The following is a 13884-nucleotide window of genomic DNA, read 5'->3' as shown; positions in this document are numbered from 1 at the left end:
TGCTGTTCCAGGGCGCGGAGATCGCCCGGTCCGCCCCGTGGACGGCTGCCGCGCCGGTCGTCGGGACGACGACGCCGCCGTCACCGGGTGGCCGGCGCGAACAGCGCGATCTGGTCCTTGACCCAGGGGTCGTAGACGGCGGCCCGCCTGGCCGCCGAGGGCTCGAACCACGCCAGCTGGCCCGCGACCCAGGGGTCGGTGCGCCGGTGGGCGGCGCGGTGGTGCGCGGCGGCGCCGTGGTGGGGCGAGAAGCGGTGGACCGCGCCGCTCACCGGCGTCCGCGCGGTGGTGTGTGCGGGCGCCTGGGAGGGAACGGCCACCGCGGTGCCGCCGGCGGAGAGGAGCGCGCCCGTGACGATCGCGGCGGAGACGCCCGTGGTCGCGGCGCGCCGCATCAGCTTCTTCATGATCCTGCCTCCTTGCTCGGCTTGTACAGGTCGGGCCGCCTACCCCGGGCCATTCCTCCTCACACACCCGCGGAGAAACCCGGCGCCCACCGCCGGGCCGCCGCCGCCCGAGGGCGCCGCCGCCCACCACGGCCCCGGCCGCCCCGTCGAACGGGTGGAGCGACCGGACCGCACGGGAACGGACGGGCGGTCGGGACGGCGTGCGGAGCTCCCGGGCGCCGAAGCGCGCTCCGGAGGGCTCAGTAGCGCTCGGCCTTGGCCAGGCGGGCGGTCAGCTTCTGCTCGGGCGGCCGGGTGCTGAACACGATGGGCTGCTGCTTCTGTCCCGCCTCCAGGTTCTCGGCGCCGGTGTACCTGGTCTCGACCACGTGGTGACCGGCGTCCTCGAAGTCGACCCGCACGGCGTAGGACGCCTTGCGGTCGGTCTTGTTGGTGATGGTGACCAGGACGGCGAGCACCCCTCCGGTCTGTGCTTTGGGCAGCCCGGTCATGGCGACCTCGCCGAGCGCGTTCCCACGTCCCTTGACGTCCTTCAGCGCCTTCTCGGCCGCGGCCGACCTGCGGGCCGACTCGGCCGACACCGAGGCCTCGAACTCGGAGGCACGCGCCGACGCCGAGGAGGCGGCCGCCGAGGCCGAGGCACGGGCCGAGGAGATGGCGGCGGACGCGGAGGACGCCAGCGCGGAGGGCGGCGTGCCGGTGAACGACGCCGTGTTCGGCGCGGGAGGTGTCCGGGTGGTCTCGGAGCTGCTGCTGCCGTTGCCGCCGCATCCGGCCAGCGCACCGGCGACGACGGTACAGGTCAGCACGGCCGAGACCAGGGCGGGAGGCCGCAGGGCGAGGGCGTGAGCGCGAGAGGGGGGAGGCATCGGGTCTTCCTTCGGGTGGGGGTTCCGCAACTCATGGTTCGTGCTGGACGCCCGGCGCGCGACCCGGCCCTGTCCAGACGGACGACGCCCGGTGGGCGCAACGGCGGGCGGCCGCAGCCGGGTCACCGCGCGCCGCCCCGCGCGATCGGGCGGACCTCCGGACCGGGTGGGCCCCTCCCACTCCGTGAAGGGGAGGGGAACGCACCGACGAGGACGGCGACCGCCCGGCCGGGATCGCCGTCGGACGTGGTGTTCCGGAGGGCTCCCCGTCCCGCGGGCGCCACCGGTGGGGCGCCGACGCCCAGGGGCTCGCGCCCACCGGAGCGGAACACACCGGGGCCGGTCACCCGTTGGCGCCCCCTGGGCTCACCGGGCGCGACGGCCGACGGCACGGATCCGGAAGGCGCGGTCACCGCTTCGGCCACTGCTGCGAGGACCTCCCCGACGTGCGGGAGGTGGCACTCCGTACGTGACGCCCCGTCGGGCGGCTGGGGGTAGGCCCGCCGCCGGGCGGCCGACCGGGCCGGTCGGGCCGGCCGGTACGGTTCGGTCCGAGGCGATATCGTGCGTTTCGTGTGGATCGTCCTGGACGGGATGGGGTTCTGGTCGTGACGTTCGCGGGGCCGGCCGGCGCCGATGGGCCCGAGCCCGCCGACGAGTCGGCCCCGGAGCCCGGACGGCGGTCCCCGGCGCCGCTGCTCGCGGTGTGCGCCGGATACTTCATGGTGATCCTGGACGTGACGATCATCAACGTGGCCGTGCCGGTGATCGGCCGTGAGCTGTCCGCGTCCCTCACCGGGATCCAGTGGATCACGGACGGCTACACCCTGGCGTTCGCCGGGTTCCTGATGACCGGCGGTGCGCTGGGCGACCGGCTGGGCAACCGGCGGATCTTCTGCTCGGGAGTGGTGGTGTTCACCGCGTCCTCGGCCGGGTGCGCGCTCGCGCCGGACGCCCTCTTCCTCGTCGCCGCCCGGGTGGTGGAGGGGATCGGCGCGGCGCTGATCGTGCCCGGTTCCCTGGCCCTGCTCCAGCAGGCGTACCCGGACCCGGCGACCCGCGCGCGGGCCTTCGGGCTGTGGGGTTCGATGGCGGGCACAGCGGCCAGTGCGGGGCCGCTGCTGGGCGGGCTGCTGGTCTCCACGGTGGGCTGGCGGTGGGTCTTCCTCATCAACCTCCCGGTGGGCGTGGCCTGCCTTGTCCTGACGCTGCGTCAGGTCGCGCCCTCGCCCCGCGACACCGCCCGGGCCCTGGACCGGCCGGCGCAGTGCGCGGTCGTGGCGACGGTGGCCCTGCTGACCGCCGCGCTCAACGAGGCCGGACGGCGCGGCTGGACCGACCCCGTCGTCCTGACGGGGTTGGCCCTGGCCGCCGCGGCCGCCGCGGTGTTCGTGCTGCGCGAGCGGCTGGCCGCGTCCCCGGCCCTCCCGCTGGGGCTGCTGCGCTCCCGGGCGATGAGCGGCGGTGCCGCGATCGGCCTGCTGTTCAATCTCGGCTTCTACGGCATGGTGTTCACCGCCAGCCTGGACTTCCAGCGCCGACGGGGCCTCAGCGCCCTGGAGACCGGGGCGGCGCTGTTCCCGGCGGTGGCGATGACCATGTTCGCCTCCGCCCTGTCCGGGCGGCTGACCCGTCGCACCGGCGACCGGCCGCTGGTGGTCTCCGGCATGCTGCTGGCCGCTCTGGGGCTGGCCGGCTGGGCCGTGGCCGGCCCCGATCCCGGTTATCCGCTGCTGGTCCTGCCGATGATGGCCGCCGGGTTCGGCACCTCCTTCGCCCTGACCGGCTCGACCGCCACGGTGATGGGCGCCGCACCGCCCGGGTATCCGGGTGTGGCCTCCGCCCTGTTCAACACCACCCGCCAGATCGGCAGTGCCACCGGCGTGGCCCTCGGCGGCAGCCTGCTCTCGATGGACGCCGCCCACGGCGCCGGACCGCGCACCAGCATGGCCGTCGGCGCGCTCGCCTACCTCACGGCGGCCGGCCTGGCGTGGCTGTGCGTACCGGGGAAGCCCGGACAGGCGTAGGACTCCGCGCGTGCGGGCCGTACCGTCAATCTCGCGCCCCAGGGCCTTCGGGCGAACCGCTGTCGCGGGACCGCTCGGGCGTCGGGCGCAGGACCAGGGTGACGAAGCCGAAGGCGTCCCGGTAGCCGCGCAGCCATTCGTCGCGGTGAGTCGTGGCCGCCGCCAGCGCCTGGGAACCGTCCGGGTCGTCGAAGTGGTCCAGGGCCCAGGAGGCCAGCGAGCCCGTCCAGGACCATTCGTAGTCGTCGAGTTCCCGGCGCGTGCTGATGTGCCCGTGGACAGGGGTCCAGCCGTCGGCGACGACGCGGTCCACGGTGGTCGGCAGGTCGGCGAGGTCACCGAGCATCTCGACGGCGTCCGGGGAGGGCTCCCGGGCCCAGAATCCGTCGCCGACCAGGACCCGTCCGCCGGGAGCCAGGTGCCGCCGGGCCGCCGCGAGGGTGGCGGGCAGCCCGCCGAAGGCGTGCGCGGCCCCCACACTGATCACCAGGTCGAACGTGTGCGGGGCGGCGAAGTCCGAGGCGTCCGTCTGGCGGAGGACGAGCCGGTCTCCAACACCTCGCACCCGCGCCGTCTCACGGGCGAGGGCCAGTGCGCTCCCGGAGACGTCGACGCCCTCGGCCCGCAGCCGGGGATGTGCGGTCAGGGCACGCAGCAGCCACTCGCCGCTGCCGCAGCCGAGGTCCAGTACCCGGGCGTCGTCGCGTGGGACACCGTGCCGCAGCAGCCGGCGCACCGACTCGTCGTCGAGCGGGGCCGCGACCGGGTGGTCCGTGTGGGCGAGGAGGGAGAGCCGTTGACGGTTCACCGTCGCAGGGTGACACGCGCCCCCGGCCGCGCCCATCCGTTTTCGGCGCCGCGTCGTCAGGACAGGTTCTTCTCCAGGGCGGTGAGGTAGCTGCGCATGAAGTGGTCGCGCACCCCGTCGCTCGCGGGCGCCAGCGCGTCGGCCGTCAGGCCGGCGGCACGGTCGGCGAGTCCGCCGAGGAGCGACACCGAGTCATGGACCTTTCCACGGGAGTCGATGTACCGCAGCGCGTCGACATGGGTGTACACGGGCTCGGGCGGGAGGTGGGGCACGACGTCGTTGTTGTTGACGAAGCGGTACATCCGGTCCTTGAAACCCTTGTTGTACGCCTTGGCCAACGTCGCGTCGCAGGTGCGGGGCTGACCGTAGGTGTAGACGCCGTCGGCGGCCAGCCGCGGCTCCTGGAGGTACAGCCGGGCGCCGGCGAGCATGGCCAGCGCGCCGCCCAGACTGTGACCGGTGAACCACACGCTCTGCCCGTTGGTGCGCAGCTCGGCGAGGGTGTTCTCGACGTCCGGGAAGATCGAGTCCAGCGCCTCGGCGAAGCCGTAGTGGACGTGTCCGGTGCCGCCCGGGCCGGGGCTGGGCGGGGTGGTGCCGTCCGAGAGCCAGTCCTTGATCTGTGCCGGTTCGGTGCCGCGGAACGCGGTGACGATCATGTCGTCCCCGGCCATGGTGTAGGCCTGGGTGTCCTCCAGCGGGAACGGCGGCGTGAAGCGGGTCTCGTGGTGGCGGACCTCGCCGAAGCCCCAGTCCCGGGCCTGCCGGTCGATCGTGGCCTCGTCCTTGTAGGCCAGGTCGCAGGCCAGGGCCAGCCAGTAGGCGCGCTTCAGGCTGTACGCGGTGTCACGGTGGTCGATCTCGACGGGCGCGGCCATGGCGGCCTCCTCGTTTCACCGGCGGTCGGGCCTCCCGGGCCGCGCGTCACGCGCCGGCCTCCGGTCGACCGCCATGGACAGTGACGTGGTCCTTCCTAGCGGCGGCGGACCGGCGCCGGGGAGCTGACACACCCGTGGCAGCCCGTACGGACCACACCCGGTCGCCGCCCACCACACCAACAGCCCCGGGGGAACCGCCGGGCCGCCGCGTCATGGACCGGCGGCGGCACCGGCAGCCGCTGCGGCTAGCCTGGCGGCATGGAAGCGATCCTGGTCAGCGCCTGCCTGCGGGGTGTGCCCTGCCGGTTCGACGGCCGGCACAAGGCGTCCTCGCGGACGGCCGAGGAGGTGGCCGGCCGTGAGGCCGTCCCCTTCTGCCCGGAGGTCGCCGGTGGTCTCACCACACCGCGGCGGCCGGCGGAGCTGGTGGGCGGGGACGGGCATGACGTGCTCGACGGCACGGCGCGGGTCGTGGACGACACCGGGCGCGATGTGACGGCGGAGTTCGTCGAGGGAGCGCGGCGCGCGCTCGCGGCGGCGCGGCGCACCGGCTGCACGGAGGCCCTGCTCATGCCGCGCAGCCCGTCGTGCGGGCGGGGCACGGTGTACGACGGGTCGTTCACGGGGGAGTCGGTGCCGGGAGACGGAGTGACGGCGGCGCTGCTCGAACGGAACGGGATCGCCGTACGGCCCGCGCCCGGCGTGTGAGGCCGCACGGTCCGCGCCCGGCGTGTGAGGCCGCACGCCCGTGCCCGGCGGGCGCGGGCCGTACGCCCGTGCCCGCCGGGCGAGCGCGCGGGCGGTGTGCCGTGCGGACAGGCAGGCGGAGACGCCGAGCACGGCAGCCGGACACACCCGGCATCGCCCGCCCGGCCACCGGCACGGCGTACCCGGCCATCGCGTGACGCGCGCCCGGCCCGCTCCTGACGAGAGGGACGGGAGACGAGAGGAGCTAGGACACGGCCCGGCGGCGACGGCGGTACAGCACCGCCGCGGTCACGGCCGCCACGGTGACCAGGGCGGCCGGGACCAGCAGTGCGGGCCGTACCGCCGACCGGTGCGGCAGGGCCGGTGAGGCCTCCAGCGGGATGCCTGCGGTGTCGTTGCCCGGCGTGCGGTCGTACGGGCCGTGCGTGCGGACAGTGCCCCGGGCGCCCGGCACCTGCCGGTCGATGCGGAAGCGGAAGTCCACGGTGGTCGTCCCGTGGTCCCCCGGCCGGAACACGTCGCTGTCGAGATCGCAGACGAAGGCCCCGCCCGGCCGCCCCGGGCGCCGGCACGCCCACTTCCCGTCCGTGTCCTCGAAGGTGTACGGGACGGAGGTGACCGTGGTGCCCTCCGGCGGGACCACCTCGAAGGTGCCCCTGGCGCCCCCCGGCCTGCCGGGGCCGAGATCGCGTACCCCGAGCTTCACGCTCACCGTGTCGCCGACCCGCCCCCGCACGGTCCCGGTGACCGCCGCGTAGTCGGCCTGGACCGTGGTCCGCACCTCGGTGAGCGCGCCGGCGCTGTGGCGCCGGCCCGGTCCGGACGTCCTGGTCAGGGTGAGCGGGGCGCCCGTTCCGCGCACCGTCGGCTCGATGGGCGACCGCGGGTCGGAGGACCAGGAGTACTCCAGCGTTCCGGTCAGCTCCCCGGGGGCGGCCGTGAAGGTGACCGGCGAGGTGGTGCGGTAGGCGGTGCCCGGGGCGGCCCGGGTCGGGAACGTGCACCAGGCGGAGGTGAACTCCGGGTCGTAGCGGCAGTTGCGGGGACGGGCCGTCAGCACCAGGCCGCCGCGCGCGGTGATCCGCAGGGCGACGCCCTGCCCGGTGGAGAACCGGCTGGGGTTGGCGAACTCCGGCGTCAGCGACGCGGACCTCCCCGGCTCGAGCCCGGACACCTTTCCCTGTTCGTCGGGCGAGTACAGCGTGGGCCCGCCGACGACCATGCGGGTGGTGCCGGTGACGGGAGCCGCGTTGTCCGCGCGCGCGGTGTAGGTGACCGTCCCGCTGTCGCCCGGCCGCACCCCGTCCACGCCGTGGACGGTGAAGGGCGGCATGCTCTCCCCGTCGTCGCGCAGGGTGCCGTACTCGCACGTCCACACCCAGCCCGCGCCGGTGCAGTCGTTGCCGCCGCCGTTCGTCACCCGGGCCACGCCCGCCAGCCCCGACGCGTCCACCACGACCTCGATGTCGCGGGCCGGTTCGGTGTTGCCGGGCACGACGGAGACCGGCAGGACGAACCCGTTGTTCTCCGCCTCGGCGCCCTGGTCGGCGTTGTACATGACGAAGGTCCGCGGGGCCTCGAGCCGCAGCCGGACCGCGTCCGCCCCGGCGGCGCCGGCGGCGCCGGCCCGCGCGGCGAAGGCGGGCGCGGCCGCGACGGCGAGGAGTGCGGCGAGCGACGCGACGAGGGGGACGAGGGGCGCGAGGAAGGCTCCCCACCACCCGCCGTCGCGTGGGCGTGCGGTCCGTATCGGCATGCGCGGCACTATGCCATCAGCCGGTGCCGGCCCCCGTCAGCCGGTCAGGCGGCGCTGGATCCACTCCGCGGCCGTCCGGCGGAACAGGCGGCGGTTGTCGGCGCGTTGGAAGTCGTGGCCCTCCTGGCGCAGGAGGAGGAGTTCCGCCTCCAGCCCGCGTTCCCTGGCCGCCCGGACGAACTGCTCGGACTCGCCCGGCGGCACGTTGGTGTCGTGTTCGCCGTGGATGGCCAGCACCGGGGCGCGCAGGGCGTCGATGCGGCTCATCGGCGACAGCGCGCGCAGCAGGTCGCGGTCGTGCTCCGGGTGCCCGTACTTGTGCGCCGCCGACTGGGCGATCCACGGTTCGGTGCCGGCGAAGAAGGTGGCGAAGTCGCTCATGCCGCACACCGCCACTCCGGTGCGGAACAGGTCCGGGTGCCAGACCAGGGAGGCCATCACCAGGTAGCCGCCGTAGGAGTGGCCCATCACGGCCAGGCGCTGGGGGTCGGCCGGTCCGGCCAGAACGGCGTGGGCCGCGCAGTCGGCGACATCGTCGATGGCGGCGAACCTCCCCTTGCCCAGGTCCGCGTCGACGTACGAGCGCCCGTAGCCGCCCGAGCCGCGCACGTCGGGGGCGAAGACGTCCAGTCCCCGGCCGAGCAGTTCGTGGTACAGCGGGTCGAAGACGGGGCGTTCCTGTTCCTCGGGGCCGCCGTGCAGGTGGATGACGCAGGGCGCGGGTTCGCCGGGGGAGCGGCCGTGGGCGCGGTAGTACCAGCCGCCGAGGAGGAGTCCGTCCCGGGCCACGGGGCGCATCGGCACGGGCCGGACGGGGGAGCGGCTGCCGGGGGCCACGTCCTCGTCGCGGGAGGACCACGCGGTGCGCAGCGCCGTGCCCTGCGACAGCCACCACACGCCGGGTCGGCGCTGCGACCCGGACAGGGCCACGACCGGGCTGTCCGGGTCCGAGGTGGGCTCCACTCGGGTGACCACCTCGTGGGGGAGCGGTACGGCACGGGACGTACGGATCGTCGGCGCCGCGACGGCGAGCGGTGTCGAGCGCAGGACCGACCGGGCGAGCCGTGCCGGCGGTGCGAGCGGTGCCGGCGGGGACAGCCGTGCCGGCGCGGCCGGCGGTGTCGCTGGCGCGAGCAGCGCCTGTGGTGCGGGCTCCGGCGCGGGGGCGGTCCGGGCCGTGGCGCCGTCCCCTTCCCCGTCGGCCGCGGCGGCGGTGTCCAGGACGGCGATCTGCAGTTCGCTGAGGCCGCGTGCGTTCCAGCAGAGCAGGGCGCCGCGCCCGCTCCGGTCCAGGGCCAGCAACTCCAGCTCCCGGTCCGGGCGTTCCGCGGCGACGTCGAGCCCCGTCCGACGCCCCTGCGGGTCGAGCCGGACCGCGTACAGGGCGGCGTACTCCCGGTCGTGGTCGCTGCGCAGCCACAGGGTGCGGCCGTCCGGCGCGAAACCGCCGATCCAGGGATCGCCGTCGGCGACCGGCACCGCGCAGGCGGTCGCCAGGTCGCGGGTGCGCACGACGAGGGCTTCGCGCCCGGCCCGCGGCCCCCGGCGCAGCAGGGCGAGCCGGCCGTCGCGGCTGACGTCGCACACGCGCAGGGTGGCGGCGCCGCGCTCACTCGCCAGGAACACGGGGGCCCTCACGCCTTCCGGATCGACCAGGTAGGCGGAGAGCGTCAGGGGCACCGGCTCGTCGAGGCCGGTCGGGTCGCCGCCCGCGACGGCGTGGCCGCCGGGGGCGGGGGCGGGCGGACGCCGGGCGGCGGCCGTACCGGACGGCGGAGCGCTGAGCAGCACGGCGTGGCCGTCCCGTGCGGCCCAGCCGGCCGGCAGGGACGGTATCCGCGCCTCGGCCTCCGCCCGTACGGGAGCGGCCTCCACGGCGCCCGTCTCCGCGCCCGCGGACGGCTCGGCGACGGTCACCGCGACGGCGGAACCGTCGTGCAGCCAGCAACCCAGGTGTGCCGAGCTGCCCGGCTCCGCACCGGCGAGGACGCGCCGCCCGGTGCCGTCGGGACGCACGCACAGGACACGTGTGAGCTCCCCGCCGCCCGGCGCGGTGGTGTACGCGATCCACCGGCCGTCCGGTGACCAGGACACCTCGGTGACCGGGTCCAGGTCGCCGTCGAGCAGGTGCACCGCGTCGCCGTCTACCGGCCCCGCCCACAGCTGCGGCACGCCGCCCCGGTCGCAGATGAAGGCGACCTGGCGGCCGCTGGGATCCACCGAGGGATACCAGCAGCCGTGGGCCGTCACCAGTTGCGGCACCTCATGGGCCGGCGCCACGTCCGGCAGGAGCAGCGGCGCGGGCGCGGGCAGCGGCGCCCGGGACGACGCGTCGTCCGTGAGGGCCGTGGCCGCCCGCAGGCCCGGCAGCCGGCTCGCCGCCTCCCGCCCGGGCACGATGATCCCGGTCTCGCCGGGACGCGCGGACGGCGGCCCGGAAGCCTCGCCCGCGGCGGCGGCACCCGGCGTCAGGAGCGACCGGCGCGGCCGGTCGCCGAGCAGGGGCGCCCCCGTCGGCCCGAGGAGCGTTCCCGCCGGCTCCGCCGGGCCCTGGGCCGACGCGGCCGCTTCCGGGAGCGCGAGCCTGGCCGGTGTGCCCGGGGCCGGAGCCCCGGCGGCCGTGCGCGGGGCGGCCGCGGTCGCGTCCGGGGCCGACGCGGCAGGGTCGTGGGCCGGGGCCGCCCCGCCGACCGCGGAGTTCGTTCCACCGGGCGCGGACGGGCGCGGGGCTCGCCCGCCGGTCAGTCGATCCCGTGCGTTTGCAGCCATATCTCCAGCAAAGCTACCTGCCACAGCGTGTTCGCCCCCCGATGAGTGCGGTGCGCGTCGGGCGCCGCGAGCAGTTCGGCGACGTACTCCTGCCGGAAGACGCCTCTGGCCTTGGCCTCCGGGGCGGTGACCGCCTCGCGCACCCGCTCCAGCACCGGGCCGGCCATGTGCTTGATCGCCGGCACCGGGAAGTAACCCTTGGGCCGGTCGACGACCCTGCGCGGCAGCACCCGGCGTCCGACCGCCTTCAGCACGCCCTTGCCGCCGTCGGCGAGCTTGAGCCCGGGCGGGCAGGCGGCGGCGAGTTCGACGAGTTCGTGGTCGAGGAACGGTACGCGGGCCTCCAGACCCCAGTCCATGGTCATGTTGTCCACGCGCTTGACCGGGTCGTCGACCATCATCACGTGTGTGTCCAGCCGCAGGTCCGCGTCGAGCGCGGTCTCGGCGCCCGGCGCCGCCATGTGCGCGCGCACGAAGTCGCCGGACGCGTCGTGGTCGCACAGCATCTCGGGCTCCACCATGCGGGCGAGGTCGGCGTGCGGCCGGTCGAAGTAGGCGTCGATGTACGCCTGCGCCGCGTGCCGGCGAGGCGCTTCGGCCATGGCCGGGTACCAGTGGTAACCGGCGAACACCTCGTCGGCGCCCTGGCCGCTCTGGACGACCTTCACCTCCTTGGCGACCTGCTCGGACAACAGGTGGAAGGCGACCACGTCGTGGCTCATCATGGGCTCGCTCATGGCGGCCACCGCGCCGTCCAGCGCGCGCGAGACCCGGTCGGAGGGGACCAGCAGCTGGTGGTGGTCGGTGCCGAAGTGCCGGGCCACCAGGTCCGAGTAGTCGAACTCGTCCCCCTCCTCGCCGCCCTCCGACTCGAAGCCGACGCTGAAGGTGGCCAGGTCGCGCTGGTTCTCCTGGGCCAGCAGGGCCACGATGAGACTCGAGTCCAGACCGCCCGACAGCAGCACTCCGACCGGTACGTCGGCCACCATGCGGCGGCGCACGGCGGTGCGCAGCGCCTCCAGCACGGCATCCGTCCAGTCCTCGGCGCTCAGCCCGGCGTACTCGGGCCGGCGGGTGTAGCCGGGCTGCCAGTAGCACTCGTCGCGGTGGGTCCCGTCCCGCTCGATCACCCGGACCGTGGCCGGCGGGAGCTTGCGCACGCCGTTGAGGACGGTCCGGGGCGCGGCCACGGTGGCGTGCCAGCTCAGGTACTGGTGCAGGGCGACCGGGTCCAGCGAGGTGTCCACGCCGCCGCCGGCCAGCAGGGCCGGCAGGGAGGAGGCGAACCGCAGCCGTTCCGGCGTCGAGGTCAGGTACAGCGGCTTGATGCCGAGCCGGTCGCGGGCCATGACCACCCGGCCGGTGTCCTGCTCGACGACCACGAAGGCGAACATGCCGTGGAAGCGGTCGACGCAGGCCGTACCCCACTCCTGGTACGCCTTGAGCACCACCTCGGTGTCGGAGTCGGAGAAGAAGCGGTGGCCGAGGTCGGACAACTCCCGCCGCAGCGCACGGTAGTTGTAGACGCAGCCGTTGAAGACGCCGGCCACGCGGCCCATGGGGTCGGCCATGGGCTGGGCGCCGCTCTCCGACAGGTCGATGATCTTGAGTCGGCGGTGGCCGAGGCAGACCGGCCCCTGGGACCACAGGCCGCGGCCGTCGGGCCCCCGAGGCGCCAGTCGATCGGTCATGCGTTCGACTGCCGCGATGTCGGGTCGCCCGCCGTCGAAGCGGACCTCGCCGCTGAGACCGCACATCAGGCAGACCTCCTCACGGCGCTCCGCCCGCTCGCGGCGATCCGCCGCCCTGCCAGGGCTCGCCGCCGCGCGGGAGTCCTGCGTCGTCCGTCTCCCCACTGACCTGCGGTGATGTGCCGTCGTGCGGTGATCCGCCGACCGGAGCGACGGCGACCCGGAGTGGGGTCGGCGTCACGGGGAGTGAGACCGGGTCTGTCCGACCGGTCGAGCCCGGCGCGGGCCGGTGGCCCCGACCGCCCGCTCGTCACGCCCCGTACGCGGGGTCCTTCCACTGCCCCGATGCACTCCGTCACGGTACCTCCCATGCCGTGCCTTCCGGTCGACTCCCGCGGATCGCGGCCCCGCCCCGTGGTGGAGGCGGTTCCGGCGGATCGGCGGACACGACCGGTTCCGACACCGGGTGCCCTGAGTCGGCCGGGGCAACCGGGAATCACCTGCCGAGTGCCGTGGGAGCCATGTCGCGGTACCGTGCCGGCCCGCCGGCCAGGGGTGTGCCAGGCGGGCCGGTACCGGCCGCGACCCCGGTCAGCGGGAGGCGCCGAAGTCCTGGGTCCAGTAGTCGCCGGGCTGGGCGACGCCGACGCCGATCTCCTTGAACGCGCAGTCGAGGATGTTGGCCTTGTGGCCGGGGCTGGCCATCCAGCCGGCCATGACCTGCTCGGGAGTGGCGTATCCGTAGGCGACGTTCTCGCCGTAGGCGCTCCAGTCGTAGCCGGCCCGGGTGATCCGGTCGCCGGGGGCGGACCCGTCGGATCCGGTGTGCGACATGTTCTGGTGGGCCGCCATGTCCTCGCTGTGCGCCTGGGCGGCCGCGGTCAGCGTCGCGTTGAGCGTCAAGGGCGAGCAACCGACCTTGGCCCGCTCGGTGTTGACGAGTTCCACCACGCGGGCGGCGGCCGTGGACGCCGTCGCGCCCGCCTTCGGGACGCTCGGGGAAGCGGAAGCCGTGGACACCGCGGCGGTGGTCCGGGGGCTGCTGGGCGTCGCGGCCACCGCGGGCTCGGAGGCCGTGGTGTTCCCGGTGCGCGAGGGAGCGGCGGTGGTCCTCGTCGTCGACGGCGCGGGCGTGGTCCGCGGCGTAGCGGTCCTCCACGGAGCGGTCTTCGAGGGGGCCGTCCTGGAGGCGGCGACCGTCTTCGGGGCGGCCGCGGTCTTCGAGGCGGTGGGCTTCGAGGGGGCGGCGGTCCGCGAAGCGGCCGGCCGGGGCGTGCTCGTCGCGGCGGCCGGAGTCCGTGACGCCACCGGGCTCGGCTCCGCGTCCTCGGCCAGGCTGGGGTCATTGTGCCGTTCGGCGTCGCTCCACCAGTTGGTGGCCGTGGTCCTCTCGGCGACGTGTGACGCGCTTCCTCCGTTGCCCTGCCAGTCGCCACAGGCCAGGGCAACGGAAGGTATGCCAACGGCGCTCACGACCACGGCGGCGATGGCCGCCCGCCGGTAGTACTGCTTCTTGCGATGCTTTCCCATACGTGACCTCACTCGGTGGCCGCCGAGCGCCCCTCAATGCAGTTCGCTCTGTACGGAGTTCGGCTCTGAACTGCGGCGATGCTCTGTGGGTCGTCATTTTTAGGGGGCCTTCACATGAAGTGCAAAGCACCTTGTCACTACCTCGCCTAGTAGGTCGGCCCGCCCCTTGCGGAGTCGGCCGGGAACGTGCTGACCGGGTTTTCGCGGAGGATGCGCGCCGCTGTCCCTCCGTCAGGAGCACGCTCGCCGGGGGCGGGAGGGGCCGGGCGTCGAGAGCGCGGAAGGGGAGCCGTTCCGCCGTGTGATGTGCTCGCCTCAAGCCGGACATGTCTCCTATTTCATGGAGGCGACTTCTACTATCCGCGGGGCGTGTCAGCGGGTTTCGCTGTGAGTGATGTCACCGCCGTGTCCACGCGATGGGTGGCCATGGCGCCGCTCCTG

The 13884-nt window shown here is 75.0% G+C and carries 11 protein-coding genes; 3 read left to right on the top strand and 8 right to left on the bottom strand.

What is annotated here, in order from left to right; genetic code table 11:
• Positions 1-80: 80 nt before the first annotated feature.
• Both ACF061_RS13330 and ACF061_RS13325 read right to left on the bottom strand, forming a co-directional pair.
• Entirely contained in the window at positions 81-407 is a 327-nt protein-coding gene (locus ACF061_RS13330) for a hypothetical protein (protein WP_392267051.1), read from the bottom strand.
• A 239-nt stretch (positions 408-646) separates the two neighbouring features.
• Positions 647-1276, bottom strand: coding sequence for a hypothetical protein (locus ACF061_RS13325; RefSeq protein ID WP_392266963.1), 630 nt, complete (start codon positions 1274-1276; stop codon positions 647-649).
• A 608-nt stretch (positions 1277-1884) separates the two neighbouring features.
• Here ACF061_RS13325 and ACF061_RS13320 point away from each other — a divergent pair.
• A complete protein-coding gene (locus ACF061_RS13320) occupies positions 1885-3303 on the top strand; it encodes an MFS transporter (protein WP_392266962.1) in 1419 nt (472 codons plus the stop codon).
• A 25-nt stretch (positions 3304-3328) separates the two neighbouring features.
• Here ACF061_RS13320 and ACF061_RS13315 read toward each other — a convergent pair whose 3' ends face one another.
• Complete coding sequence (locus ACF061_RS13315; RefSeq protein ID WP_392266961.1) at positions 3329-4111, bottom strand: SAM-dependent methyltransferase; 783 nt, start codon at positions 4109-4111, stop codon at positions 3329-3331.
• Positions 4112-4167: 56 nt separating this feature from the next.
• Complete coding sequence (locus ACF061_RS13310; RefSeq protein WP_392266960.1) at positions 4168-4989, bottom strand: lipase family protein; 822 nt, start codon at positions 4987-4989, stop codon at positions 4168-4170.
• 258 nt (positions 4990-5247) lie between these two features.
• Here ACF061_RS13310 and ACF061_RS13305 point away from each other — a divergent pair, with 258 nt between their 5' ends.
• Positions 5248-5697 carry a DUF523 domain-containing protein gene (locus ACF061_RS13305; RefSeq protein ID WP_392266959.1) on the top strand — a complete coding sequence of 150 codons (450 nt, stop codon included), beginning with the start codon at positions 5248-5250 and terminating at the stop codon, positions 5695-5697.
• Positions 5698-5941: 244 nt separating this feature from the next.
• Here the strand turns inward: ACF061_RS13305 and ACF061_RS13300 are convergent, their stop codons facing one another.
• The 4 genes from ACF061_RS13300 to ACF061_RS13285 form a co-directional block, all read right to left on the bottom strand.
• Complete coding sequence (locus ACF061_RS13300) at positions 5942-7453, bottom strand: hypothetical protein (RefSeq protein ID WP_392266958.1); 1512 nt, start codon at positions 7451-7453, stop codon at positions 5942-5944.
• Between the two features lie 36 nt (positions 7454-7489).
• Positions 7490-10222, bottom strand: a complete 2733-nt coding sequence (locus ACF061_RS13295; protein WP_392266957.1) for a S9 family peptidase — start codon at positions 10220-10222, stop codon at positions 7490-7492.
• On the bottom strand, positions 10195-11979 hold the full coding sequence (locus ACF061_RS13290) for an N-acetylglutaminylglutamine amidotransferase (RefSeq protein ID WP_392266956.1): 1785 nt from the start codon (positions 11977-11979) through the stop codon (positions 10195-10197). Before ACF061_RS13290 ends, ACF061_RS13295 begins: the two co-directional genes overlap by 28 nt.
• Before the next feature lie 525 nt (positions 11980-12504).
• Positions 12505-12933, bottom strand: a complete 429-nt coding sequence (locus ACF061_RS13285) for a CAP domain-containing protein (RefSeq protein ID WP_392266955.1) — start codon at positions 12931-12933, stop codon at positions 12505-12507.
• Between ACF061_RS13285 and ACF061_RS13280 the strand changes: the two genes are divergently transcribed.
• Positions 12926-13417, top strand: coding sequence for a hypothetical protein (locus ACF061_RS13280; RefSeq protein WP_392266954.1), 492 nt, complete (start codon positions 12926-12928; stop codon positions 13415-13417). The genes ACF061_RS13285 and ACF061_RS13280 overlap by 8 nt on opposite strands.
• Positions 13418-13884 lie beyond the last annotated feature (467 nt).

It is taken from the genome of Streptomyces sp. NPDC015220 (assembly GCF_043079345.1).
Classification (GTDB): domain Bacteria; phylum Actinomycetota; class Actinomycetes; order Streptomycetales; family Streptomycetaceae; genus Streptomyces.
Note: the sequence above shows the minus strand (reverse complement) of the source record. Positions and strands in the feature narration are given on the sequence as shown.